We start from the raw sequence: 25135 nt of genomic DNA on the forward strand, positions 1-25135 counted from the left end.
TTTGCATTAATCCTCACTTTCACTAAAATGTTTGTAATTTTCATGCACTAAATCCCTTCATGAAAGTAGCTATCCATCAAGACGTAATTTTCCGTACACCAAGGTTTTCTTACCAATCTGAATTGGCAGATTGTTGGGAAGCGTTAAAAGCTTCTATTGCAATTTCTTCTGATACCTTTTATCAAACAATAAAGGATGTACAAGCAGCGGAACTTGAAAAGCTGAATTCTAAAGTGCTATTCACGATTTGGAAATACTACAATAGGGCTAAATTCAGGTCAACACCCTATGGAACTTTTGCAGGCTTTACTATGTTGAAAAGTGCCTTGAGCTCAACGGAAAACAAGATTACAATTGAGGAAAAGCAAACTGTTCATGAATTTATCGATTGGCCTTTTAGAAACAGCCTCAAATTTTCAATTGCAGAATTGCTTGGCAATAATTGCATGTTGTTTGCAAATAGCAGTTACTATTTTACCAATGGCAGTATCAGGTACATTGCCTGTACCGATGGATTATTCGAGTTGGCCGAGGTTGATACCGACGAGTTTGTGGTGCAAATTTTGCAAATCTGTTCTAAACCTGTTAGCGTGAACGATTTAATTGTGCGCCTTGGAATTGAGGCTGCAAGAAAAGACGAGGTGCTTTCTCTACTCGAAGACATGCTCTCTTTACAGCTTTTGTTAAGCGACACCGACCCTAACATTATTGGCGAAGATTATTTTAAACGCATAAATGTAAAGTCTGCTCACGATACTCCAAAATACCTGATATCTGAGCGGAAAGCGCTTTCTGGCGGTTTGGATGAGCGAATGTTTCATGCAGTTCCGGGCCTTATCAATATGATGCAGCGAATTTTGCCTGTTGATGGTCGTGATGCTTTAAAGCAGTTCGTAAATAAATTTCAGCGAAAATTTGAACAGAAGGAAATCCCTTTATCTGTTGCTTTGGACCCCGAAATGGGCGTTGGTTACGATGAATTGGAGCAAGCGGGTTTGGGAGACGACTTTATTGCACAGTTTCATGGAAAACAGAGTAGGAAACCGGAAGATTTAACGGATAAACTAAAACAAGATTTCAAAAAATTAATTCATCATGAATCTTTTAGTTCTAGAGATACAATTCGCTTAGAGCAGCTTGGTCTATCTTTAAGTGATAAGCCGGCAACAATACCAAATTCATTCAGCATACTTATGTCAGTTGCTGATGATATGATTTGTGTAGATCAAACTGGCGGTAGCACCGCAAATGCATTAAGTGGTCGGTTTACCATCGCAAATGATAATGTTTTTCAGCATTGCAAAAACATCGGCCAAATTGAAAAGGCTGCAAACCCTGATGTGTTATTTTTTGATGTTGCTTACATGGTTGAAACCAATGTAGATAACATTAACCGGAGAAAGCTGGTTTACGAGCGTCAGCTTTCTATTCTTAATTTCGATACATCTGAAAATCCGCTTACGCTGGATGATATTATGATTTCTGTGTATGCTGGGGAAGTAATTTTACGCTCTAGAAAGTTGAATAGGCGCATCATTCCCAGGATGGCTTCTGCATATAACTATTCGAGATCAGATTTGTCTGTTTTCAGGCTTTTGTGTGATCTACAGCATCAGAATATCCAAACGAATTTAACACTTTTTTTAGAAAACCTCTATCCGGAGTTGCCTTACTATCCAAGGCTTCAATATCAAAATATCGTTTTAGCTCAACAAAAATGGCAAGTTAAAAAGGCAGATGTTTCATTCTTAAGTTTACATGAATTAAGGGTTTTTTTGAATCAATTAGGCGTTTCTAATTATTTTAAAGCAGGACTTTCAGACCAAACGCTTTGTTTCGATAAAAATGCAGACCTGGATATGACTGCTTTTATCCAGTACATGCAAAAGCAGGATAAAGTGTATCTGGAAGAAGTAATTGTTCCTGATAAAAGTGTAGTTGTTGATGAAGAGGGCAAGCCATATTTTGCCCAGTTTATTTTGAACATTTACCATCAAGATAAAATTTACAATGGCTACAGCAAACTGGAAATCCATGAAAGTGTTGTAAAACAGGTATTTGCGCCCGGAACCGAGTGGCTTTATTTTGAGATTTACTGCCACCAACAAAGGTCTGATTCGCTTTTAGGTGGCCCAATCGCCCATTTTTTGAATGCTTATCAATCGCACATTAAATCTTGGTTCTTCATTCGTTACAATGAAAATGGATATCATTTAAGATTAAGAATTCTGCTTGTGGATGCAAGTCGCGGACAAGAGTTGACAGCAGCATTTTCAAGCTACCTCGAAGAAGATTTAGCAGCCGGCCTGGTTTCTGATTTACAACTTAGAACATACAAGCGGGAAACTCAGCGATATGGAAATGAACTGATTGAGCGGGTGGAAGAACATTTTTCGGTTGACAGTCAGTTTGTGTTATCTCTGTTTGAAACTAATCCGGATGCTTTAAGTAGATACAGTTATTGTGCAGCGCTGATTGAAAATATTCAAAAGGCTGCAATATTCGACAATAAAGAACTGGCAGAGACTATTAAAATGATGTCGGATTCCTTCAATTTGGAACATAATCTTGAGCCTGCTGATTTTAAGAAGATTAATGCTCAATATCAGGTTTATCGTAAATGGGCCTACGTCGAACTTAACGAAATGCAGCTGGCAAAATTAACGTTATTCTCAAATTCATTCGCAAATATTCTAAAACTCTGCAGTGCTGGTAGAAAGGTGCAGTTGTTTAGTGATTTATTGCACATGCATGTAAACCGACTTTTTAATAAAGACCAGCGCACCCACGAAATGGTTATCTACTATTTTTTATTAAAAGATGTACAACGAAGAAATGCAATGGGCTAGCATAACATACTAATTAAGGCCAGCCATCGGATTGTCTATATCAACTTTAATTTCAGTAAAGTATCTATTAAGTGGATCTTTATAAAATTTGAAAGCGTATTTATCTTTATAGAAATTATTCAGTCGCTTATCAATATTTTCTAATCCAACGTGATGGCTTTCAGATTCCTTCTTTTTCACTTCATTAATCATGTTGATGGTTGTAAGCGTTAAGCTTTTCCTGTCATAATCAATTTGAACGATTGATGGTTGCGTAGAGTGTGCAATGTTTCCGTGTTTGAACATGTTTTCTACCAGGGTAAGCAAAATCAGCGGCGGAAAACGAAGCCCAAACAAGTCGCCATTTATAATTAAATCGAAATTAATTGTATTTGCCGTACGCAATTTATGCAGGTTAATTAAGTGTTCTATCTGCTCAACCTCTTCACTTAAAGGCACCAATTCTGATGCCTCAGGTCTTTTCAAAGCATAGCGCATCATTTCTGAAAGATTCATAATGGCATCGGCCGCTAACGGGGCTTTTTTCCTTGCATCGTTATAAATAAAGTTAAGCGTATTAAACAGGAAGTGAGGATTAATCTGGCTTCGCAGAAAATTGTTTTGAGATTGAACCAGATCATTCTCTAAAGCCTGCTTTTCGATGGTATTAACAAGATTTTGGCGCTCAAGTTTCTGAACGCGGCGACGTTCTTTAATGGAATTTAGCAAGAATACATAACCCGTACTGAAGCCAATAAAGTACAAAGCTCTCCAGATTGTTCTCAAAACATATACCTCATTAAAAACGATCGGATCTGCTTTTGGGTCGAAGTAGATAGTTGTGAACATTAAAAATTCAACAGGGAACGCAATGAGCATATAAGCGGCTAATTCAAAAACAAGTAGCGGTATAAAAAGCCAATTCTTAAATCTGAAAGTTCCTTCTAATATCTTTTTACTTCCATAAGCATGAAAATAAAATAGACCAATATTTAGTAGATAGTGAAAAAGATAACTGCCGAAGTAACCCCACCTGCCAGTAGCAATACCAGTAATAAAAACCTCATAAATGATGAAGATGCTCCAAATTTTGATGTCAATATGGTTGCGGTTATACCAGTTTTTTAATTTAAGAATGTTCATTTAAATGGGTTTTATCTACTAAAACAGGGGTTTTATCTGCTAAAATAGCGGGTTTGTGTAAAAATTTCGCAGAGCCTTTCGTTTCGCCGCACCTTTACAACAGTTAATCAAAACAACAACAATTTAATTAATAGAGCAATAAAATATATAATATGAAAGCGCAAAACACAACAAAATTAAAAAAGAATACTGCATTTGTTTATAAAAATGTAAAAGGTCAAAACAACTTCAGCACCGACCCAACTGCAAATACTATTTTAATGACTCAATCTTCAATGTCTAACATCTTCAATAAATAATCATATGAAAACTCAAAATATCAGCAAATTAAAAAAGAACACTGCATTTGTTTACAAAAACGTAAAAGGTCAAAACAACTTCAGCACCGACCCAACTGCAAATACMATTTTAATGACTCAATCTTCAATGTCTAACATCTTCAACAAGTAATCATATGAAAACTCAAAATATCAGCAAATTAAAAAAGAACACTGCATTTGTTTATAAAAATGTAAAAGGTCAAAACAGCTTCAGCACCGACCCAACTGCAAATACAATTTTAATGACTCAATCTTCAATGTCTAACATCTTCAACAAGTAATCATATGAAAGCTCAAAATATCAGCAAATTAAAAAAGAACACTGCATTTGTTTACAAAAATGTAAAAGGCCAGAACAACTTTAGCACCGACCCAACTGCAAATACAATTTTAATGACTCAATCTTCAATGTCTAATATTTTCAACAAGTAATCATATGAAAACTCAAAATATCAGCAAATTAAAAAAGAGCACTGCATTTGTTTACAAAAATGTAAAAGGTCAAAATAATTTCAGTACAGACCCAACTGCAAATACGATTTTAATGACTCAATCTTCAATGTCAAACATTTTTAACAAATAATTTTACACTTATTTGGAATGTCAGATTTTTTTAATAACTAGCAGTATGAAAAAACCAAATATGAGCATTTTGAGAAAGCAAACCGTATTCGTTTATAAGAGTATTAAAAATCAAAATGGTTTTAGTACTGATCCAACTGCTAACACAATCCTAATGACACAGTCTTCTATGTCAAACATTTACAACAAGTAGTTTAGCTTCTCCCAGATTTTAACAAGCTACTTTGTATATAGGCGAAAAAAGCTTCTTTATAGCCTTCCCCAATCTGAATCATCTCGTTATTAACCAATCGTATAATATTGCCATCAACCTTTTTAATGGCTGCCTTTGCAACGATATTTGATTTATTAACACGAATAAAAGCGTGATTTTCTAAAGCCTTTTCAATTTCTTTTAACGTAAGGTAAGTTGTGTTTGTTTCGGTTTTTGTAATTATCTGAATGTAATTCTGCAAAGCCCTGATGTATAAAATATCATCAATTAAGATATTAGAAAAAGCATACTTATGGTCGCCTTTTATGTAAAGGGCAGCAACCTGATCGGCTTCTTTAGCAGCATTTTTTGCATTACTTGCCTCTTTTTTAAGAATCCTATCAATCCCAAGCGCAAATTTTGCAAACGAAATCGGTTTAAGCAGATACTGATCTGACTGAACATCAAATGCCTGCAACGCGTAATCTGGATGGGCTGTAGTAAAAATAAGGTACTTTGCTTTCTCTCTGATATTTTTAGCAAGTTCTAATCCATTTATTCCTGGCATATCAATATCCATGAATAATAGATCGATTTCATCTCCAACACTAATTTCGGTAAGGGCTTGCACCGGACTTGTGAATGTTTTAAACACAGTTAACCCGGGCATCTCAGCTATGTGGTCAGTTAATACCTCAATAGCATGTTGTTCATCGTCAATAACAACGCATTTTAAGTTCATGATGTGTACTAAGTGTGTTTGGAATGATTTGAATGCAAGTTAGCTAAAAAAAGAATTTCTTCATATATCTGTTTGAAAAATCTTTTTTGCGTTTTAATCGACCATTTTAGTAGGTTGATGTAATATATTGCAGGGTTGATGTAAAAAAATTAACAACTTCAAGCTATTTTTTAATCTTTATTTCTGTTTGCCAAAAACGAATGATTAAAAGGAAATTTTCGCGGCTTAAATCGCATCTTTTTAATTGGAACATCTGCCTGCCCACAGTTTGTGTTGCCTGAATTTATCAGGCCATACACACTTTGGGCGTAAGGAAAAACAGAGCAAGCTGGTAAGCAAAATTTAAACACACACACACATGGAACTTAAAGACGAGATCGGACAATTTGCCGTAAGAATTAAGAAAATGCTGCCTCAGGTTCAATCCGAAGATTTAACAAGAAATGCATTGGTAATGCCTTTTATCCAGATATTAGGCTTTGATGTTTTTAACCCTTCTGAAGTTCAATCGGAAGCAGTTTTGGATTTCGGTGTTAAAAAAAGTAAGAAAGTTGATTACACAATTATGAAAGATGGCGAACCTGCTATCCTGGTAGAATGTAAGCATCACGAAGATAGCCTGGACATTAACGATTCCCGCTTATCGAAATATTTCAGAAAAACGAAAGCGAAATATGGCTTGCTTACAAATGGCTTGGAATATCGTTTTTATACTGAAAAAATGGTTCGGAGCAAAAAGAAACAGGAACCGCTTTTTGTATTCAATATTCAAAATACTAAAGCTGCAACCATTGCCAAAATGCTCGAAGAACACAAAGATTATTTTAACGTGAAACAACAAAACGTTGCAAGCTAATTATTGCACAGACATAAAAAAAAGTCCTGATGAAAATCAGGACTTTTTGTTTTATAAGCGGGTCTGAAACTACTCAGAGCCTCATTTTTTAGATTAACTCAACGCTTCTGCTTACAAAGGCAGTAAGTTCTGCACCTGTTAACATTCCCTGAGCAAGCAAGGCTAAATCTACAGCCTGTTTGGCCAGGTTACTTTGCTCTTCGCCTTCTGCTTTTAAAATTTTGCTAACTAATTTGTGATTGCCATTAATGGCTACTTTATAACTATCAGGCATTTGGCCATAAAAACCCATTCCGCCACCCATTGCGGCCATGTCTTTCATCCGGCGCATAAATTCATCCATTGTAATGGTAACAGGTAATTCATCAGGGTTTAAAGCAACAACTTCTACCTGCATACCTGGTTTTGTAATGGCTTTTTCGAAAATCGTGGTTACTTCTTTTACCTGGTCTTCACTTAAAACGTGCTCATTAACCTCATCTTTTTCAATAAGTTTGTCAGCTACGCTGGAGTCAACACGTTTTATCGACGTTTTCTCTAACTTTTGTTCAAGTTGATTAATGAAGTGGTTATCTATCGGGGAATCTAAAACCAACACATCATAATCTTTCTTATTGGCCGATTGTATAAAAGCGTCTTGCTTTGATGCATCGTTAGAATACAGGTAAATCACCGTTCCATTTTTATCAGTTTGTAGGGGCGAAACCTTTTCTTTGTATTCATTTAGGGTGAAAAGTTCGTTCTTAGTATTTCCAACAAGGGCAAAATCTTTTGCCTTATCGTAGAATTTCTCTTCGCTAATCATACCATATTTAACGAATAACCCTATGTCTTTCCACTTATCTTCGAAAGATTTACGGTCTTTGTTAAATAACTCCGATAATTTATCAGCAACTTTTTTAGTGATGTAGTTGTTGATTTTTTTAACGTTGCTATCTGCCTGCAAGAAACTACGCGAAACATTCAGTGGAATATCCGGTGAATCGATAACGCCATGTAAAAGCATCAGAAATTCTGGAACAATGTCTTTTACCTCATCTGTGATAAATACCTGGCGGGAATACAACTTAATTTTGTTGCGTTGCATTTCGAAATCGTTTTTCAACTTAGGGAAATACAATACGCCGGTTAAATTGAAAGGATAATCTACGTTTAAGTGAATCCAGAATAATGGTTCTTCACTAAATGGATAAAGCTCGCGGTAGAAACTTAAATAATCTTCGTCTGACAAATCTGCAGGCGCTTTAGTCCATATTGGATTTGTGGTGTTAATGATGTTGTCAACCTCTACATCCTTAAACTTTTTCTTTCCTTCTTCATCTTCACCATCTTCAACTGATTCTGTTTTGTTACCAAATTTTATAGATACAGGCAAGAATTTGGCATATTTATCAAGAATTTCCTGCAATTTCGATTCTTCCAAAAATTCTTCAGAATCTTTATTTATATGTAGGATAATATCGGTACCGCGAGTTGTTTTTGTACCTTCAGTAATTTCGAATTCTGTGCTTCCATCGCATACCCAGCGTGCTGGTTCTGCACCTTCCTGATACGATAAAGTTTGAATTTCTACTAAATCTGCAACCATAAAAGCAGAGTAGAAACCTAAACCAAATTTACCAATAATTTCATTGGCATCTTTAGCGTCTTTAAATTTCTCTACGAATTCACTTGCACCAGAAAAGGCAACCTGATTGATGTATTTTTTAATTTCTTCGGCTGTCATACCCAACCCATTATCACTAATGGTAATGGTTTTTGCTTCTTTATCAACTGCTACCTGTACTAAAGGCTGGCCCACTTCGCCATTAAACTGACCTAATGAACCTAGTCTTTTAATTTTCTGAACTGCATCTACTGCGTTAGAAACTAACTCACGAAGAAAAATCTCGTTATCAGAGTATAAAAACTTCTTAATTATCGGGAAAATATTCTCGGTATGTATCGAGATGTTTCCTTTTTCTTGTATGCTCATATTTAATAATTGTTTAATCTAAACCCTGCATATCAAGGCTTGTTCCAAAGCCTTCGCTTTGCCAAATTGACAGTATTGTTTGGGGTAAAAAAAAAGCCAAATGCAATATGCATTTGGCTTTTATTATATTTCTTAAGTAAGCTAATTCATTAAAAAGCTAGGCTCACTTTCTTCAAGCGACAGAATTTTACTGATTTTTTTAAGCAACACATCCATTTGGAATGGCTTCGAGAGAAAATCGTCCTGACCATAATTCAATGTTGTAAAATCTTTAGGGTCGTATAAGCCTGATATTAAAAGAATTGGAATTTTTGATGTTGAATCTATAGATTTTAACTGCTCACACAAAACCCTGCCATCAATATGGCCTAAGGAAATGTCTAATAAAATTAAATCAGGTTTAAAGCTATCAATTCTATCGAAAACTTCTTCGCCATTATTAAGCGCCGAAACCTTAAACCCTCCAATTTCAAGTATTAACTGTATGGTTTCTAAAACCTCAATGTCGTCATCAACTACCAGTATTCTCTTCATATTATTTAGCATTTTATCCGCTTTGTAATTATAACAAAATGTTTGTGGTTATGTTTAATATGTTTTAAGATTTTGTTAATTTTTAAAATAACGCTTTAGTGCACTAAATGGCTTGTTTAACAATGCCTTCTTTTTGCAAAATAAAGTTGTAAAGCTCCTCAATTGGCTTCTGTAAAATCTTGCCTGTTTTTATTCCGTTCTCAGTCAAAACCTCTTTCAAAATATCCTGATAATAGTATGCTATCGAACCAACAAAGTGGCAGGGAAGCGATTTGTAATTTGGATAATCTTTCACGTTAGTATCTACAAATTCCTGAAATCCTTTCTTCAGAATGTCTTTAACGAAAGGGTGTTCGTGGTTATTTGCTAAAAAACGACTAAAACCCGCAAGGTAAATGTTGGGAAATGGCTTTTGGTAAACGTTTGTAATAATTTGCTCTTTTTCTGCCGGAAAAGTCTTTTTAAACTCGGCCTCTAAATCAGCAGGCATTTTCTTGTAAAGATAACTGAGCAATACTTTTTTACCGAAAAATGTACCCGAGCCTTCATCTCCAAGTACGTAGCCTAAGCCATGATGACCATCGTGAATCTTTTTCCCGTCGAAATAGCAAATGTTGGAACCTGTACCTAAAATACAGTTTAAACCTTCAGTATCTCCGCAGGTGGCATAAACTGAACCTAGTAAATCATGTTCAACAGAGATAAATGCGCTGGTGAAAACAGCAGATAATCCGTTAGAAACTACCTCATGTTTATCGGGAGAAGAACAGCCTGCGCCGAAGAAGTAAATTTCTTTAACATCTTTCGCCAATGGTGCGATAACCTCGTTTTTTAAAATTATGCGGGTAATATCTTGTTCATTCAAGAAATAAGGATTTATTCCCTGTGTGTTAAATTTAATGGTTTCTCCATTAAGATAACCCATCCAATCGGTTTTTGATGAGCCACTATCTGCAACGAGTATCATAAGATTAAATATAAAAATTAATTAGACAAATTTATGTTCCCGCTGATTTCTTTTAAGGTAATTTCTGCGAGCTTTGCCTGGTATTGCATTTCGATAAAACGATTTTGTGCATCAATTGAGTTGCGCTGTGCCTCTCTTAACTCTAATGGTGCAATGCTTCCTAAACGATACTTAGCTAAAGTGATATCAAGATTTTCTCTTGCGATATCGACATTTCTCTGCTCAAGTTTTACTAAATCGAGGTAAGTGCTGTAATTTTGATAAGCCGTAAGCAATTGCGTGCTTACATCCAGTTTTGTTTTGTCGAGATTTAAAGTTGAGTTTTCTATGTCGATTTTTGCGTTTCGTTCGTTTTGACGTTGTAAAAAGCCGTTAAACAGATTAAGGCTTGCTGTTAACCCATAAGTAAACCCATTGGCCGCAAATTTCTGGTTAAAGCCCGTTGGCGATGTGCTGTTGGTTCTGCTATAGCCTGAATTTAAACTTACAACGGGATAGCGTGCGCCTTTAATCGCTTTCAGATTTAATGATGCAACCTTTTGATTTATAAAGGCATTCTGCACATTTGGATTTTGCTTTCCTGCCAGTTCGGCCAATTGGCTGTAAACCAATGCCTGGTCTATATCTATATTGTTATCAACTGAAAAAGTTAGATTAACATTTCTAACCATTAACTGATTTAAGCGAACCTTAGCAACCTGAAGTGCATTTTTTTGCTGCAGATAATTTGAAGTATCCGTATTGTAATCTACCTGCGCCGTTAAAACATCAAGTTTAGATCCTCTGCCTAACTGGAGCTTCGTTTTGGCGATGTTCTCTCTAAACACAGAAATATCAATTGCGCTATCGGCCGCGATAACCAGTTTCTGATTTCGTACAACATCGTAATAGGCTGTAATAACATCCGAAACGGTGGTTAAAATGGCTAACCGAGACGTTACTTCGCCCTGTTTTTGTAATTCTTTTAAACGGTCATAATTGGCAAACATGGTAAAACCATCAAAAATAGTCCAGTTCAAATCAGCACCAATATCATTATTTGTGCTTTTAGCACCGGTGATAACCCTATCAGGTCCTGTAGCAGGCGTTTGCCGCGTGTTTTGATAGCTTCCCCCATTTGAATAAGTGCCAGTTAAGTTGGGCAACATACCGGCATTGCCGATATTGGCGTTGTTTTTAGCGATGCTAAGGTTATTCTTGCTTATTTTAATATCGTAATTATTTTGCATTGCAATGGAAATAGCCTCTTGCAGGGTCAATTTTTCCTGCGCTTGTGTGGCAAAAGAAAAAATGCCCATCAACAACACAAATATGTTTATTCTTTTAATCATCATATTTATTTTACGCCTTCTAAAGCTTCATGCTCGAAACGCTCAGCTTCCTTCAAATCTCGGTTTGGTTTATACGGCTTTGCCCAGTAAGAATAAATTGCCGGGATAACGAACAAGGTTAGAACCAGAGAGAACATTGTTCCACCAACGATAACGGTTCCCATACTCATTCTGCTCTTTGCTGCAGCACCAAGTGCTAAAGCAATTGGCAAAGCGCCTATTGCGATGGCCAAACTGGTCATTAAAATTGGTCGCAAACGCGATACTGCTGCCTCTCTTATGGCCTCCGGAATAGCAACTCCTTTTTCTTTGAGCTGATTTGCGAACTCGACGATTAAAATACCATTTTTTGTAACCAAACCGATTAACATAATGGTACCTATCTGGCTGAAAATATTCCAGCTTTGGCCACAAAGCCATAGCGAAAGGAATGCGCCGGCAACCGCCATGGGCACAGTAAGAATAATAATAACCGGATCTTTAAAGCTTTCGAATTGTGCCGAAAGGATAAGGTAAACCAATAGTAAGGCCAGGCCAAACGCGAAAAATGTATTCGATGAACTTTCTTTAAAATCCCGTGATTCTCCACTCAAATCGGTCGAAAAGGTTTCATCCAATACTTTTGCTGCAATCTGGTCCATCGCATCAATCCCTTCACCGATACTTTTGCCCGGAGCAAGGCCGGCAGAAACGGTTGCCGAAATAAAGCGGTTGTTTCTATATAACTGCGGCGGACTGCTTTCTTCTTTCGCAGTAACTACATTATCCAATTGAACCAGCGTTCCATTATCACTTCGAACATACACCGAGCTTAAATCCAGTGGGTCTTTGCGGTCACTTCTATCAAACTGGCCGATAACCTGATACTGCTTTCCATTCATAAAGAAATATGAAAAGCGCTGACCGCTTAAACCAAGATTTAATGTTTGCGCAATTGCAGATATGGAAACGCCCAGGTTCTTAGCTTTGTCTCTGTCAATTGTTAAGTTAATTTCCGGTTTATTAAATTTAAGATTTACATCAGAAACCGTAAAAGTTGGGTCTTTACTAACCGCATCCATAAACAATGGCACTTTTTCACGAAGTTTTTCAAAGTTCTGTGCCTGAATAATGTAGCTGATAGGTAATCCCCCGCGGCGGCCAACCGAAATTGTAGGCTGCTGGTTAACGATTGTTTTCCCTTCGCTATACTTTTTAGTTATTTTGGTTAACATATCGGCGATCTCCTTTTGAGAGCGTTCCCTGTCTTCAGGGTTTACCAATCCCATTCTAACAAAACCGGAATTGGTTGAACCGGCGCCTCCAAATCCCGGAGAGGTAATGGTGATGTTCACATTTTTTTCCGGCACAGAATCGATTACCATTTGATTAATTTTCATGATAAACTTATCCGTGTAGGTAAATGATGAACCTTCAGGTGTGGTTACGTTAATGTTTATCGCACTTCTGTCATCGTAAGGAGCTGTTTCCTTCGGCAAAATTTTCCAAAACAGAAAAATCATACCCATACAAACCACAATGATTGGGATTGATAGCCATCGCTTATCTAAAAATTTATTCAGGTTTGATTCGTAAGCTTCGTTTAATTTCACAAAGTAGGGCTCTGTCCAGTTGTAAAATTTCGATGGCTTATGTCCGCCTTTCTTCATCAGGTAGGCATTAAGCATCGGTGTAAGCGTGAGCGATACGAAAGCCGAAACCAAAACGGCAGCCCCGATTACCACTCCAAATTCTCTAAACAGCCTTCCTACAAAGCCTTGTAAAAATATCACAGGTAAAAAAACTGCAGCAAGGGTTATTGAAATGGAAATTACAGCGAAGAAAATTTCGTTTGATCCTTTTATTGCTGCCTCAAATGGCGACATGCCTTCTTCAACCTTCTTGAAAATATTTTCAGTTACCACGATTCCATCATCAACCACCAAACCAGTGGCCAATACAATTGCCAGTAAACTCAGTACGTTGATAGAGAAACCAAAAGCGTACATTATAAAAAAGGTAAAAATAAGCGAAACCGGAATATCGATTAACGGTCGGAATGCAATTGCCCAATCTCTGAAGAAGAGATAAATAATTAAAATTACGAGCACCAAAGATAAACCTATTGTTTCGGCAACTTCGGTAACAGAACGTTTGATAAAAAGTGTGGTATCTAAAGCAACTTTCAGTTTTATATCTTTCGGGATATCTGCTTTCAGCTTATCAAAACGCTTATAAAACTCTTTGCTAATATCCAGGTAGTTTGCTCCCGGTTGTGGTATTATAGCAACTGCAACCATTGGAAGGCCGGATTCCCGTAAAATTGTTTCTTCATTTTCAGGCCCTAAAACTGCATAGCCAACATCTTTTAGTTTAATAACCTGGTTGCTGTCTGTTTTTAAAATTAGGTTGTTAAATTGCGTTTCGTTGGTTAGTTTTCCTAATGTTTTTACAGTAAGTTCTGTTGTAGCACCGGTAATCTTTCCCGAAGGCAACTCCACGTTTTCATTATCCAATGCGGTTACAATATCCTGAGAGGTTAATCCATAAGCACTCAATTTGTTTGGGTCCATCCAAATACGCATGGCATACTTTCGCTGTCCCTGAATCTGCACGCTACTTACGCCTGGAATCGTTTGAATCCTATCGGCGATTACGTTTTCCGCAAAATCACTCAATTCCAAAGTATTTCGTTTATCACTCTGGATGGTCATCGATAGAATAGCATCCGAGTTGGCATCGGCTTTACTTACTGTTGGCAAACCATCAATATCTTTTGGTAAAGTTCTGGCGGCTTGCGATACTTTATCCCGAACATCATTGGTGGCTTCTTCGATATTTTTATCGAGGTTAAATTCTACTGTAATGTTACTTGTTCCCTGATTACTGGAAGATGAAATGTTCCTGATGCCATCAATTGAGTTAATCGATTTTTCCAGTGGCTCTGTTATTTGCGATTCGATAATATCCGAATTTGCGCCCGGATAGGATGTTCTTACCGAAACAACCGTTGGGTCAATAGAAGGGTATTCACGAACACCCAAAAAATTATACCCTATTATCCCGAAGAGGACGATAAGCAGGTTCATAACTATGGCAAGAACCGGTCTTTTTATACTCGTGGTTGAGATACTCATAATTATTCTTTAACCAAATGAACTTTAACAGGCGCATCTTTTTTCAAAGCCATAGAACCGGTGGTTAAAACGGTATCGCCAGCCTTTAAGCCTGAAGTGATAACGATGTTTTCATCGGTCCTGGTTCCTGCTTCAACTTTAACTTCCTGTGCTTTGCCATCTTTTTGTACGTATACAATTTTCCCTTTCAACACCGGAATTACAGCTTCATTTGGGATAAGGATAGCATTTTGCAAGGTATTTAATGCCAGTTTTATTTTAGCAAAGGAGCCAGGCAGCAAATCATTCTCGCCATTTGGTGCTAAAGCACGTATTTGTAATGTTCTGGTTGCAGTATTTATTCCAGGTTCAATTGCATAAACTTTCCCCGTATTTTGTTTTGATGAGCCATCGGTAGTAAACGAAATTTCTGAGCCGATTTTAATCTGGCCCGCATATTTTTCGGGAACGGAGAAAGTGATTTTTACCGGATTTGTGCTTACCAGATTCGCAATAACCGTGCTCGGTGTTAAATAGGTGCCTGCAGAAATACTGCGTAAGCCGATTCTACCGCTAAACGGCGCACGGATAGTTGTTTTAGCAAGTTGGGCCCTTGTTAAATTGGTTTGAGATTGAAAAGACCTTAAATCAGCAAGTGATGTGTCATACTCTTCCTGACTGATTGCACCTTTAGCCAAAAGTTGTTTTGCACGGTTTTCGTTAGTTCCCGATAGTTTTTGCTTAGTTAGCGCATCTTGCAACTGCGCCTGAATGTCTCTATCGTTAACCTTAACCAAAACGCTTCCTTTTGATACATTTGTGCCCTCCTTAAAATAAATACCAGTAACAAGCCCTGAAACCTCGCTTTTAAGTACAACAGATTCGTTCGCTTCAATTGCCCCGGTAACTTCCAGGTCGTTATCGAATTTCGATAGTTTAACAACAATACCGTCTACAACCATTGGAGGAGCGCCCTTACCATCTTTGCCACCTTTCCCTTCTTTTCCGGCACCAGGGGCGCCACCTTTACCCTCTAATTTTTTGTTTGCATTTATTCGGTAATAAACCAGATAGGCCAGGCCCAGCGCCAAAACAATGTAAATAATGTATCTTTTTTTCATTTGTATGTGTGTAGTCGTTTTTATGGGAACATCAATTTTTAAAATGTAACCAAAAAAGCTTGTAAAAATATTCAATTAGTTTAATCATAAATTTGTTGTATTAAGGATGTTACAGCCTGTTTCCTCAAAATATTGCTCAAACACATTTTCTTGCGTTGCTTATAAATTAGTAAACCAGATGAATAAAATCTTCCTTGTATTAATTATTTTACGCCTCCATACCGAATAAAATTTTAAAGCAAGGTGATAAAATATAAATTTGTGGCAAAACACAATTATATGTTTATTAAAAAATCGATATTAGGTTTAGTTGTATTACTAACAAGCATTATGGCAGCGAAGGCGCAGGTTAAAATAGGTTTCGAGGTTTCCTTTAAAGAACCTCAGGCGCATTATGCCGAGGTGCAAATGAATATTTCCGGATTGGCAAAAGATTATGTAGATGTTAAAATGCCCGTTTGGACCCCCGGTTCTTACCTTGTACGTGAGTTTGAAAAGAGTGTAGAAGGATTTACTGCATCAGCCGCCGGAAAAAAACTTAAGGTAGAAAAAGTTAGGAAAAACATTTGGAGAGTTTTCTCAGCGAAAGCAAATGATATTAAAATAAACTACCGTGTGTACGCTTTCGAAATTTCTGTACGAACTGCTTTCATAGATGAGTCTCACGCATTTTTATCGCCAACAGGTATTTTTATGCATCCTGCTGGCATGATAAAATCTCCGAGTACCGTAAAAATTATTCCATATAAATCGTGGACAAAGGTTTCGACAGGCATGCCTTTGGTAGCCGGCGAAACTTTTACTTATAAAGCTAGCGACTTCGATATTTTATACGATAGTCCAATCGAAGTTGGCAATCAGGATACATTTGAATTCATGGCTTCTGGCGTACGCCATGAAGTTGCCATGTATGGCGGCGGTAACTACGATAAAGAAAAGCTGAAAGTAGATATGGCGAAAATTGTGGAACAGGAAACTGCAGTTTACGGCGAAAATCCAAATAAATACTATTTATTCATCGTGCATAATTTCGCTCGTGGTGGTGGCGGTTTAGAGCATTTAAACTCAACTACATTGGGTGCCAGTAGGAATGCATATAGTACAGATGCTGGTTACAAAGGGTTTTTAGGGTTAGTTGCGCATGAATACCATCACCTTTGGAATGTGAAACGCCTACGCCCGGTTGCCCTGGGCCCATTCGACTACGATAACGAAAATTACACTACAAATCTTTGGGTTGCCGAAGGTTTTACATCGTACTATGAAAATAAATACATTTTAAGGGCAGGTTTTAGTGATCCCAATGGATTTGTTAATGCACTTGCAGGCGGAATTGCAACGGTTCTGAATACACCTGGTGCAAAAATTCAATCTGCATCAGCATCTAGTTACGATGCATGGATTATCGGTTATCGCCCCAATGAAAATTCAAAAAATAACTCAATCTCTTACTACAACAAGGGCGAGGTTATCGGTATTTTAATGGACCTGGAAATTATTAATGCAACGAAAGGCGCAAAAAGTTTGGATGATGTGATGAAGGCCATGTATTTGCAATGCAAAACCCTTAAGCGTGGTTACACAGATGCGGAATTTAAGGCGATGGTTGAGAAGATTTCTGGTATCAGTTTTACAAATTTTTGGGCGAAATATGTTAACGGGGTTGATGATGCAGAATATGTAAAGTACTTTGGGTATGCGGGCGTTAATGTTTCAACTGAAAATGCTACGCCAGATAAACCAGTAACGGGTGCAGCGGCACAACTCGGCAACGATGGTTTAACAGTTACCTCTACCACCCGAGCTTCTGCAGCCTGGGATGCTGGCTTAAATGTTAATGATGTTATCATTTCGCTTGATGATACTTCTGTAAGCGATGCCTTGAGTAACATAAAATTACGCTCGCCAATGGTTTCGCTCGAAGTTTTACCATTGGTAGCTAAGAAGAATATTGGCGATACATTAAAACTGAAGGTAAAACGCGATGGAGTTGAAAAGGAAATCAACCTGATTTTAAAAGCAAATCCTAGTGTTCGCCTTAAAGCCACAATTGATGAAAATGCATCAGCTGCGCAAAAAACTGTACTAAAAAAATGGATGGGTATTTAATTCAAAATTGATGCCTGCCAACAAAAAAGCCCGCCCGAAAAATTTTTCGGGCGGGCTTTTTTTATTTATTTGAGGCTTAAAAAGTGTATCTAAAGCCGAGTCCAAAACGACCAGCGTTAAAGTCGCTATCATTGTCGCCAATGTATAATCTTGGTCTCCAATCTAAAGCCAATGCTAATGGAGCACCGTTAAATTTGTAATCTAAACCAGCCATAGGTACCAGATAAAAGCTAGAACCTCCATCATACAATTGAATTGACGGACCACCACCGGCATAAAAATCTAAACCTGCAGCGCCTTTAATAGGGGTGTTATATTGAAGAAATGCCTGTATAATTGTTGAGTTTCCACCAAACAAAACCTCACCCTGAACTGCACCTTTTCTACTGAAGTGATGTCTTAATGAAGGACCAACAAGCGTTGCACCATCACCAAAATCGAGGCCTAAACCCACGCCTGTTTTGTAATTTTGAGCTTTAACTTCTGTAGTACTCACTGCGAATAAGGCCGCACATCCGAAAATAGTAAAAAGTAATTTTTTCATAATCTAAATATTTGTTAACGTTTTCTAATTAATATCTGCCTAACAACTTTAATGCCGATTATGTTTTTAAGGTAAAAATTCAGATGGATAAAAACAATGCTTGCATAGTAATTTTGGAATTGCTAAGTTTAGTAAAATTTTCAAACCGCATTCAAATAAGTGTTCAGGAATCGGTATTTTTTTTCCTGTTTTTCGACATAAAGACGCTGATCTTTATGTTTGATTTTTTAACTTAACCAAATATTATAATACTATGGCTGCAGCAATTACACGGGTTTTTGATCTTCTAAAATTTAGCCTTGAGCAACCTCAGCAAGAATTCATCAATGGTAAAATCGCTGGAAAATGGGTTAATTATTCAACCGAAGAGTTTTGCGATGCGGTAGATAATTTAAGTCGCGGGTTAATAAACCAGGGAATTGGTAAAGGTGCCCGTGTTGCGGTAATGTCGCACAACCGACCAGAGTGGAACATTGCAGATTTTGCAGCCAATCAAATTGGTGCCTATCAAATTCCGCTTTACCCAACCTTAGCTGATCATGATATTCAATTTATATTAAAAGATGCAGAAGTTGCCCTAATTTTTGTTGCGGATGAGGATTTATATAACAAAGTTAAACCTAACATAGCGGCAGTAAATCCGGAAATAAAAATTTATTCATTTAGTGAGGTTGCTGGTGCGCAAAACTGGAAAACCCTTGTTGATGATGGTAAAGCGAGCACCCAAATCAACCTTGATGATTACAGGGAAAACGTTAAGCCAGAAGATATTCTTACGCTAATATATACCTCGGGCACAACAGGGACACCCAAAGGGGTAATGCTTACGCATAATAACCTGGTTGCAAATTTTGAAAATTCTGCGGTTGTTATGCCCGAAGGCGTGAAGAAAGGGCTAAGCTTTCTTCCGCTATCACACATCTTTGAGCGGATGATCATTTATTTGTACCTGTTTAACCGCACTTCTGTTTATTATGCAGAAAGTATGGAAACCATTGTTGCAGACATTCAGCATGTAAAACCAAATTCGTTTTCTACCGTGCCGCGTTTGCTTGAGAAGGTATACGATAAAATAATGGAAAAGGGTAAAGCTTTAACTGGTATAAAACGAGGCATCTTCTTCTGGTCGGTTTCATTGGCAGAAAAGTATGCAACTGATGCGGGCAGTTGGTATAACTTTAAGCTAAACATTGCCCGCAAACTCGTTTTTAAGAAATGGCAGGAAGCCTTAGGTGGAGAAATTGTCGTAATCGTTTCTGGTGGCGCAGCTTTAAATCCGCGTTTAGCGAGAATTTTTTGGGCTGCGGGTATGCCGGTTTTCGAGGGTTACGGACTTACAGAAACATCGCCTGTTATAACCGTTAACCACTTTGGCGGCACCATGTTCGGTTCGGTTGGTGAAGTTATAAAAGGTGTTGAAGTCAAAATTGCTCAGGATGGTGAAGTTTTAACAAGAGGTCATCAGGTGATGAAAGGCTATTATAACCGCCCTGATTTAACCGCCGAAGCCATTGATAAAGATGGTTGGTTCCACACGGGTGATATTGGCGAACTTGTTAATGACCGGTTCTTACGAATTACCGACAGGAAAAAGGAAATGTTTAAAACAGCGGGTGGGAAGTATATTGCTCCACAAATACTCGAAAATAAGTACAAAGAATCGATTTTTATTGAACAAATAATGGTGCTGGGCGAAAACAGAAAGTTTCCGTCAGCATTAATTGTACCTAACTTTGAGACTTTGAAAACCTGGGCTGGAAGGAAGGGAATTAGCTTTACATCGAATGATGAAATAATTAAAAATGAGCAGGTTTTAGCGAAGTTTAATGAAGTGATAGAAGCTGCTAGTGTTGGTTTTGGTAAATGGGAACAGGTAAAAAGGTTCGCACTGCTGCCAAAAGAATGGAGTATTGATGGAGGCGAACTTACACCAAAACTAAGTTTGAAACGTAAGGTAATTAACGAGAAAAACAATAATTTAATTGACAAAATTTACAAGGATGCGGAAGACTACAAAGCACCAAATTAGTGCAATTCTTTTCAGCTGTGTTTTAGCAGCATCGGTTGCATCGGGCTGTGTTGGTGGTCAGTTAGGCAAAAACAACAGTGGTGAATATAAAAATGGAATGGTGGTATCCGCACATCCCGAATCGTCGGAAGTTGGTATCGCAATTTTAAAGAAGGGCGGCAACGCGGTTGATGCTGCAGTTGCGGTTCAGTTTGCTTTGGCAGTGGTATATCCAAACGCCGGCAACTTAGGCGGTGGTGGCTTCATGGTTTATCGGTCTGCAAAAGGCGAAATCAATGCTTTAGATTTTCGTGAAAAGGCAGCCTCACTTGCTTCTCGAGACATGTATCTCGATTCTGCAGGAAATCCAATTGTAAGCAAAAGCCTTTATGGCCATTTGGCTGTTGGTGTTCCGGGTTCGGTTGACGGAATGGTAGAAGCGCACAAAAAATACGGCAAATTAAGCTGGTCGGCAGTTGTTCAGCCAGCCATCGATTTGGCTGAAAATGGTTTCAGGCTAACTAAACAACAAGCTGCAGAATTAAACAGTCTCCATAGAAACTTTATGAAGTATAATCCTGACGGAGCTGTATTTATTAACCTGGAGAGTACATGGAAAGAGAATGATTTGTTGATTCAAAACGAGTTGGCCAATACCTTAAAGTTGATTCAGCAGAAGGGCAGGGCCGGTTTTTATGAAGGCGCTACTGCAGATGCTATTGTTGCAGAAATGCAAAAAGGCAAGGGTTTGATAACGAAGAACGATTTGCTAAACTACCACGCGATTTGGCGTAAACCTGTTACCGGCGATTATCGTGGTTACAAAATTATAACAATGCCGCCAACATCAAGTGGTGGGATAGCTTTGATACAATTGCTGCAAAGTGTAGAACCTTTTCCATTAAAAAGATGGGGTCATAATGCAGATTCTACAGTTCAGGTTATGGTTGAGGCGGAAAGAAGGGTTTATGCTGATAGGGCTACTCATCTTGGCGATCCGGATTTTTATTCGGTACCAACAAACAAACTGCTCGATCGAAATTACAATAAGCAGCGAATGGCTAATTTTAAGTGGGATGCTGCAACCCCGAGCAGCACCGTTTTGGCTGGTACTTTTAAGGAAAATGAGCACGAAGAAACAACTCATTTCTCGATTGTAGATAGAGAAGGGAATGCAGTTTCCATAACCACTACGTTAAACGGCTCCTATGGGTCGCTAGTTGTGGTAAAAGGTGGTGGTTTTATCTTGAACAATGAAATGGATGATTTCTCGGTTAAACCGGGCGCACCTAATATGTACGGTTTACTTGGTGGAGAAGCAAATGCAATTGCAGCAAATAAACGAATGCTTAGTTCGATGACACCAACTATTGTAGAAAAGAATGGCAACCTGTTTATGGTTGTTGGTACACCTGGAGGTTCTACAATTATAACGTCTGTTTTTCAAACCATTATAAACGTAATAGATTTTGAAATGCCCATGCAATCTGCCGTAACTGCGAAGAAATTTCATCACCAATGGTTACCAGATGAAGTAACTGTAGAGAAAGATGCATTAGACAGCCTTACCACAGAGAAATTGAAGGCTAAAGGCTATAAAACTCAGTTTCGGGGCCCAATTGGTAGGGTTGATGCAATCCTTAAAACTAAGTGGAATACGTACCAGGGTGGGGCAGATCCACGTGGTGATGACAAGGCAATTGGGTATTAATACTTGGAAAATTTAAAATATTTTGCCTAAAATCCTTTTTTGGTATGACAGTTGTAAGAAGTCGGCGACGCTTATTAACGTTAAACTTAAAAATATGAAAGCAAATTTATTTAAATCACTTCCGGTAGTGCTAGCCGGATTATTTGCAGGTACTGCGGCAATGGCTCAGGATACTGCTCCAACAACTCAATTCAGAACATGGTCAATCGGTGTAAATGCTGGTGGCCTTACTCCACTTTCTCCTCTAGGTGGAAAAAACGATTTCAGTAATAACAAAACTAGTTTCGGTTACGGTTTATACGTGAAAAAACAATTAACAAACTATTTCTCTCTTCGTTTAGACGGAGTTATGGGTAAGTTAAAAGGTGATAACAGTGAAGCTTATGACAGTGGCTATATTAACAACAGTCCTGTTTCTGCTTTCGATACTAAACTTAATTATTCTGCCAGCTTAAGTGCAGTTGTAAATATGTTTAACATCGACATGTTTAGAAAAGAAAATGCAGTTCAATTATATGCTTCAGCAGGTGCTGGTTTAGCTGGTTACAAACCAACGATTACAACAGCTGCAGGTACATCGGCATACGCAGGTGATAAAACAATCAGTGAATTAATTATTCCTGTTGGCGTTGGCGCAAAATTTAAAGTGTCAGACGGTGTAAACATCGATTTAGGCTGGACAGTAAATTTTGTTGATGGTGATAACCTTGACGGATTATACAAAGGTGCTAGTAATGACAAATATAATTATGCTTATGCTGGTTTAGAATTTGCTTTAGGTAAAGGAAAACAATTGGCTTTCCACAATCCAGTTGCCGCTACTTATGATGAAGCTTTAGCAGCAAAAAATACAGCTAACGCATTAAAAGGCGATTTAGATGCACAAAAAGCTGAAAATGCAAGATTGCGTGCTGAAATGGCTGATTTGCTGAAAGATACTGATGGCGATGGTGTTGCAGATAAATTGGATAAATGTCCGGGTACTCCAGCTGGTACTGTAGTTGATGGTGCTGGTTGTCCTTTAAAAACTCCAGAAAAAGTTGTTGAGAAAGTAGTTGTAACGGAAGAAGATCGTAAAGTTGTAGCTGCGGCCATTAAAAACTTAGAATTCGATTTAAACAAAGCAACAATCCGTTCTAAATCTTATGCATCTTTAAATAGAGTTGCCGCTTTATTAGTACAGAAAAACTTTAGCTTGAAATTAGCAGGTCACACTGATAATACTGGTTCTGATGCTTTAAACTTACGTTTATCTAAAGCAAGAGCAGAATCTGTAAAAGCATACTTAGTTTCTCAAGGTGCAAATGCATCAAGAATTGAAGCTACAGGTTACGGTGAAGCTCAACCAATTGCAACAAATAAAACTGCAGCTGGTCGTCAACAAAACCGTCGTGTAGAGTTTACACTTTACTAGTAGATTTTAAGATATAAATGCGAAGGCTCCTGATGCAAATCAGGAGCCTTTTTTTATTTAATTGATTTTACAACTTTTTTGATGTCGTTTAAATCATCCATCTCAAATTCTGGCGTCTGAAAATAAAACTTTTGATAAATGATTTTGTCATCCTTGCTATCATAGATGCTTATTATTTTATCTTTCGAACGGCGTGTGTAAACTAAATACTTAATGCCTTCAGTTTTACTCAAAATCAGACTATCTAATTCTTTAAAAGGCAAAAATTTCAACTTGTAATTATACTGTTCCTGTGCTGTGTTAGATGTTGGTAGTTTAATCCGCTGCAAGGAGAAAACCTCACGAACGTATTCCGGAACATATAGTGTTTCGGTCGCCAGTTTTGGTAACCTAACCTTATTGTAAAACTGGTAGTCTAATTCCCTGCTTTCCTGAGCGAGTAAGCCATCGTTTATTTGCTTAAGATAACCGGCTAACAAGCCTGGAGACCAGTTAATGAACTGCGCATTATTATAGAGGGAATTCAGCAACTCTTTCTTGATGCTTCTTCTCGCACCAGATTTATCACCAATTTCTTTTACAGTCTGTTCGGTATAAATATCCGGAAATAGTGTTACCATAGCGAAAATGCTTTCATCTCTTTGCTTCGGCTTGTCTGACGGGCTAATCAGTTTCAGCGTATAAACGACATTGGCATTTGTTATGGTATCTCTAGTTTCTGCGTAGGCATCAAAGTAGAAGAAAGAGTAGCGTTCCAATTTATCGTAAACCGCAAGTTCTTCCGGCCTGATAATTTTGTAAGGTGTAATTGTCCACGTTTTTTTTATGGCTTCGTCAAACTTAGCGAGTTCGCTATAGTCGCTATATGTAAGCGTAAATAAAGTTGTGGTGTTTTTTAAAATCTTTAATTTTTCGATGTTAGTCGCTTCATTTCCAAAATAAGATACCTGTGCTTTCAAAGTTGAAACCGACAATACCATTGCGCCAAGGAGCAATATTTTTTTCATTTCCCGCATATTTCGTGTTTTCATTTGTGTTGATCTATTATAGGAATCTTTTGACAATTATTTTGAATTTTCTACTTGCAATAACAAAATACATTCATTAGCTTTGTTATGCAAGCATAATAAAATTAACCAAATGAAGCAACTACAGACATTAGATTACCATGTTAAGTTTGCCTGGCAGAACATGTTTAATAAGTACAACCAAATGGCTTCTACTTTTGGTATTACCCAGGCTATTGGTTACATGCTTATAAATATTGATGATGTTGATGGAACGGCCGTTTCCAACCTTGCCGCCCTGCTTGGGGTTAAGGCGACAAGCTTGTCTCGCATGTTAAACAACATGGAAGAAGCTAACCTTATCTACCGGGAAACATCTGTTGGCGATAAGCGTTCTGTAAAAGTTTTTCTTACCGATTTTGGTAAAGAAAAAAAGCACCTGGCAAAGGGCGTAGTTCGAAAATTTAACGAGTATCTTGATGAACATTTTACCAAGAAAGAAAAGGAAACGTTCATTAATTTGTTGATAAAACTAAACGATATAACAGTTGCTTATACTGTTGATTAAACATTACCTATAAATGAAACCTGCTTTGCCTGAGTTTTAAAAAGGGCTCAATTTTAAAGCAGGTTCCATCAGAACAAAATAAAAAAC

General features: G+C 37.6%; 22 protein-coding genes. 12 read left to right on the forward strand and 10 right to left on the reverse strand.

Going from position 1 to position 25135, the window contains the following annotated elements; all coding sequences use genetic code 11:
• Nucleotides 1-59 precede the first annotated feature (59 nt).
• The gene (locus ASG14_RS03415; protein ID WP_056869637.1) at nt 60-2849 is read left to right on the forward strand and encodes a lantibiotic dehydratase; all 2790 of its coding nucleotides are present in this window, start codon (nt 60-62) and stop codon (nt 2847-2849) included.
• Nucleotides 2850-2858: 9 nt separating this feature from the next.
• Here ASG14_RS03415 and ASG14_RS03420 read toward each other — a convergent pair whose 3' ends face one another.
• A complete protein-coding gene (locus ASG14_RS03420) occupies nt 2859-3971 on the reverse strand; it encodes a sensor histidine kinase (RefSeq protein ID WP_056869638.1) in 1113 nt (370 codons plus the stop codon).
• A 152-nt stretch (nt 3972-4123) separates the two neighbouring features.
• Here ASG14_RS03420 and ASG14_RS20165 point away from each other — a divergent pair, with 152 nt between their 5' ends.
• Genes ASG14_RS20165 through ASG14_RS20365 form a run of 5 tightly spaced genes read left to right on the forward strand, consistent with a single transcriptional unit; the run spans nt 4124 to nt 4874 of the window.
• Nucleotides 4124-4270, forward strand: a complete 147-nt coding sequence (locus ASG14_RS20165) for a hypothetical protein (protein WP_157274817.1) — start codon at nt 4124-4126, stop codon at nt 4268-4270.
• 4 nt (nt 4271-4274) lie between these two features.
• Complete coding sequence (locus ASG14_RS20170; protein WP_157274818.1) at nt 4275-4421, forward strand: hypothetical protein; 147 nt, start codon at nt 4275-4277, stop codon at nt 4419-4421.
• 4 nt (nt 4422-4425) lie between these two features.
• Nucleotides 4426-4572, forward strand: a complete 147-nt coding sequence (locus ASG14_RS20175) for a hypothetical protein (protein WP_157274819.1) — start codon at nt 4426-4428, stop codon at nt 4570-4572.
• A 4-nt stretch (nt 4573-4576) separates the two neighbouring features.
• Nucleotides 4577-4723, forward strand: a complete 147-nt coding sequence (locus ASG14_RS20180) for a hypothetical protein (protein ID WP_157274820.1) — start codon at nt 4577-4579, stop codon at nt 4721-4723.
• Between the two features lie 4 nt (nt 4724-4727).
• Complete coding sequence (locus ASG14_RS20365; protein WP_162238700.1) at nt 4728-4874, forward strand: hypothetical protein; 147 nt, start codon at nt 4728-4730, stop codon at nt 4872-4874.
• A 193-nt stretch (nt 4875-5067) separates the two neighbouring features.
• On the opposite strand, the gene ASG14_RS03425 is transcribed toward ASG14_RS20365, so the two are convergent.
• Nucleotides 5068-5808: a LytTR family DNA-binding domain-containing protein gene (locus ASG14_RS03425; RefSeq protein WP_056869639.1), complete on the reverse strand. Its 741-nt coding sequence runs from the start codon at nt 5806-5808 to the stop codon at nt 5068-5070.
• Nucleotides 5809-6166: 358 nt separating this feature from the next.
• Here ASG14_RS03425 and ASG14_RS03430 point away from each other — a divergent pair, with 358 nt between their 5' ends.
• On the forward strand, nt 6167-6664 hold the full coding sequence (locus ASG14_RS03430; protein ID WP_056869640.1) for a type I restriction endonuclease: 498 nt from the start codon (nt 6167-6169) through the stop codon (nt 6662-6664).
• Nucleotides 6665-6752: 88 nt separating this feature from the next.
• Here ASG14_RS03430 and htpG read toward each other — a convergent pair whose 3' ends face one another.
• The 6 genes from htpG to ASG14_RS03460 form a co-directional block, all read right to left on the reverse strand.
• The gene (htpG, locus tag ASG14_RS03435; RefSeq protein WP_200940308.1) at nt 6753-8639 is read right to left on the reverse strand and encodes a molecular chaperone HtpG; all 1887 of its coding nucleotides are present in this window, start codon (nt 8637-8639) and stop codon (nt 6753-6755) included.
• A gap of 141 nt (nt 8640-8780) precedes the next feature.
• On the reverse strand, nt 8781-9173 hold the full coding sequence (locus tag ASG14_RS03440) for a PleD family two-component system response regulator (RefSeq protein ID WP_056869641.1): 393 nt from the start codon (nt 9171-9173) through the stop codon (nt 8781-8783).
• Nucleotides 9174-9276: 103 nt separating this feature from the next.
• Nucleotides 9277-10140 carry a hypothetical protein gene (locus tag ASG14_RS03445; protein WP_056869642.1) on the reverse strand — a complete coding sequence of 288 codons (864 nt, stop codon included), beginning with the start codon at nt 10138-10140 and terminating at the stop codon, nt 9277-9279.
• Nucleotides 10141-10157: 17 nt separating this feature from the next.
• The gene (locus ASG14_RS03450) at nt 10158-11474 is read right to left on the reverse strand and encodes a TolC family protein (RefSeq protein WP_235528500.1); all 1317 of its coding nucleotides are present in this window, start codon (nt 11472-11474) and stop codon (nt 10158-10160) included.
• A gap of 2 nt (nt 11475-11476) precedes the next feature.
• Nucleotides 11477-14587 carry an efflux RND transporter permease subunit gene (locus tag ASG14_RS03455; RefSeq protein ID WP_056869643.1) on the reverse strand — a complete coding sequence of 1037 codons (3111 nt, stop codon included), beginning with the start codon at nt 14585-14587 and terminating at the stop codon, nt 11477-11479.
• Between the two features lie 2 nt (nt 14588-14589).
• The gene (locus ASG14_RS03460) at nt 14590-15687 is read right to left on the reverse strand and encodes an efflux RND transporter periplasmic adaptor subunit (RefSeq protein ID WP_056870224.1); all 1098 of its coding nucleotides are present in this window, start codon (nt 15685-15687) and stop codon (nt 14590-14592) included.
• A 279-nt stretch (nt 15688-15966) separates the two neighbouring features.
• On the opposite strand from ASG14_RS03460, the gene ASG14_RS03465 reads away from it, so the two are divergent.
• On the forward strand, nt 15967-17796 hold the full coding sequence (locus ASG14_RS03465) for a M61 family metallopeptidase (RefSeq protein ID WP_082491321.1): 1830 nt from the start codon (nt 15967-15969) through the stop codon (nt 17794-17796).
• Nucleotides 17797-17872: 76 nt separating this feature from the next.
• Here ASG14_RS03465 and ASG14_RS03470 read toward each other — a convergent pair whose 3' ends face one another.
• Nucleotides 17873-18340, reverse strand: a complete 468-nt coding sequence (locus ASG14_RS03470) for a hypothetical protein (protein ID WP_056869644.1) — start codon at nt 18338-18340, stop codon at nt 17873-17875.
• Nucleotides 18341-18593: 253 nt separating this feature from the next.
• On the opposite strand from ASG14_RS03470, the gene ASG14_RS03475 reads away from it, so the two are divergent.
• From ASG14_RS03475 to ASG14_RS03485, 3 genes are all read left to right on the forward strand, one after another.
• Nucleotides 18594-20369 carry a long-chain fatty acid--CoA ligase gene (locus tag ASG14_RS03475; protein ID WP_056869645.1) on the forward strand — a complete coding sequence of 592 codons (1776 nt, stop codon included), beginning with the start codon at nt 18594-18596 and terminating at the stop codon, nt 20367-20369.
• Nucleotides 20341-22059, forward strand: coding sequence for a gamma-glutamyltransferase (gene ggt, locus ASG14_RS03480; RefSeq protein ID WP_056869646.1), 1719 nt, complete (start codon nt 20341-20343; stop codon nt 22057-22059). The genes ASG14_RS03475 and ggt overlap by 29 nt, the downstream gene beginning before the upstream one ends.
• Before the next feature lie 94 nt (nt 22060-22153).
• A complete protein-coding gene (locus ASG14_RS03485; protein ID WP_056869647.1) occupies nt 22154-23473 on the forward strand; it encodes a DUF6089 family protein in 1320 nt (439 codons plus the stop codon).
• Nucleotides 23474-23526: 53 nt separating this feature from the next.
• Here ASG14_RS03485 and ASG14_RS03490 read toward each other — a convergent pair whose 3' ends face one another.
• Nucleotides 23527-24504 carry a hypothetical protein gene (locus ASG14_RS03490; RefSeq protein ID WP_056869648.1) on the reverse strand — a complete coding sequence of 326 codons (978 nt, stop codon included), beginning with the start codon at nt 24502-24504 and terminating at the stop codon, nt 23527-23529.
• A 109-nt stretch (nt 24505-24613) separates the two neighbouring features.
• Between ASG14_RS03490 and ASG14_RS03495 the strand changes: the two genes are divergently transcribed.
• Complete coding sequence (locus ASG14_RS03495; protein ID WP_056869649.1) at nt 24614-25048, forward strand: MarR family winged helix-turn-helix transcriptional regulator; 435 nt, start codon at nt 24614-24616, stop codon at nt 25046-25048.
• Nucleotides 25049-25135: the final 87 nt, after the last annotated feature.

The sequence above is a fragment of the Pedobacter sp. Leaf194 genome (genome assembly GCF_001423945.1).
GTDB lineage: Bacteria > Bacteroidota > Bacteroidia > Sphingobacteriales > Sphingobacteriaceae > Pedobacter.

Bases quoted from the DNA above. Each gene is read 5' to 3' on its own strand.
- ASG14_RS03415 (WP_056869637.1), top strand. From the start codon at position 60: ATGAAAGTAGCTATCCATCAAGACGTAATTTTCCGTACACCAAGGTTT.
- ASG14_RS03420 (WP_056869638.1), bottom strand. From the start codon at position 3,971: ATGAACATTCTTAAATTAAAAAACTGGTATAACCGCAACCATATTGAC.
- ASG14_RS20165 (WP_157274817.1), top strand. From the start codon at position 4,124: ATGAAAGCGCAAAACACAACAAAATTAAAAAAGAATACTGCATTTGTT.
- ASG14_RS20175 (WP_157274819.1), top strand. From the start codon at position 4,426: ATGAAAACTCAAAATATCAGCAAATTAAAAAAGAACACTGCATTTGTT.
- ASG14_RS20180 (WP_157274820.1), top strand. From the start codon at position 4,577: ATGAAAGCTCAAAATATCAGCAAATTAAAAAAGAACACTGCATTTGTT.
- ASG14_RS20365 (WP_162238700.1), top strand. From the start codon at position 4,728: ATGAAAACTCAAAATATCAGCAAATTAAAAAAGAGCACTGCATTTGTT.
- ASG14_RS03425 (WP_056869639.1), bottom strand. From the start codon at position 5,808: ATGAACTTAAAATGCGTTGTTATTGACGATGAACAACATGCTATTGAG.
- ASG14_RS03430 (WP_056869640.1), top strand. From the start codon at position 6,167: ATGGAACTTAAAGACGAGATCGGACAATTTGCCGTAAGAATTAAGAAA.
- htpG (WP_200940308.1), bottom strand. From the start codon at position 8,639: ATGAGCATACAAGAAAAAGGAAACATCTCGATACATACCGAGAATATT.
- ASG14_RS03440 (WP_056869641.1), bottom strand. From the start codon at position 9,173: ATGAAGAGAATACTGGTAGTTGATGACGACATTGAGGTTTTAGAAACC.
- ASG14_RS03445 (WP_056869642.1), bottom strand. From the start codon at position 10,140: ATGATACTCGTTGCAGATAGTGGCTCATCAAAAACCGATTGGATGGGT.
- ASG14_RS03450 (WP_235528500.1), bottom strand. From the start codon at position 11,474: ATGATGATTAAAAGAATAAACATATTTGTGTTGTTGATGGGCATTTTT.
- ASG14_RS03455 (WP_056869643.1), bottom strand. From the start codon at position 14,587: ATGAGTATCTCAACCACGAGTATAAAAAGACCGGTTCTTGCCATAGTT.
- ASG14_RS03460 (WP_056870224.1), bottom strand. From the start codon at position 15,687: ATGAAAAAAAGATACATTATTTACATTGTTTTGGCGCTGGGCCTGGCC.
- ASG14_RS03465 (WP_082491321.1), top strand. From the start codon at position 15,967: ATGTTTATTAAAAAATCGATATTAGGTTTAGTTGTATTACTAACAAGC.
- ASG14_RS03470 (WP_056869644.1), bottom strand. From the start codon at position 18,340: ATGAAAAAATTACTTTTTACTATTTTCGGATGTGCGGCCTTATTCGCA.
- ASG14_RS03475 (WP_056869645.1), top strand. From the start codon at position 18,594: ATGGCTGCAGCAATTACACGGGTTTTTGATCTTCTAAAATTTAGCCTT.
- ggt (WP_056869646.1), top strand. From the start codon at position 20,341: ATGCGGAAGACTACAAAGCACCAAATTAGTGCAATTCTTTTCAGCTGT.
- ASG14_RS03485 (WP_056869647.1), top strand. From the start codon at position 22,154: ATGAAAGCAAATTTATTTAAATCACTTCCGGTAGTGCTAGCCGGATTA.
- ASG14_RS03490 (WP_056869648.1), bottom strand. From the start codon at position 24,504: ATGAAAACACGAAATATGCGGGAAATGAAAAAAATATTGCTCCTTGGC.
- ASG14_RS03495 (WP_056869649.1), top strand. From the start codon at position 24,614: ATGAAGCAACTACAGACATTAGATTACCATGTTAAGTTTGCCTGGCAG.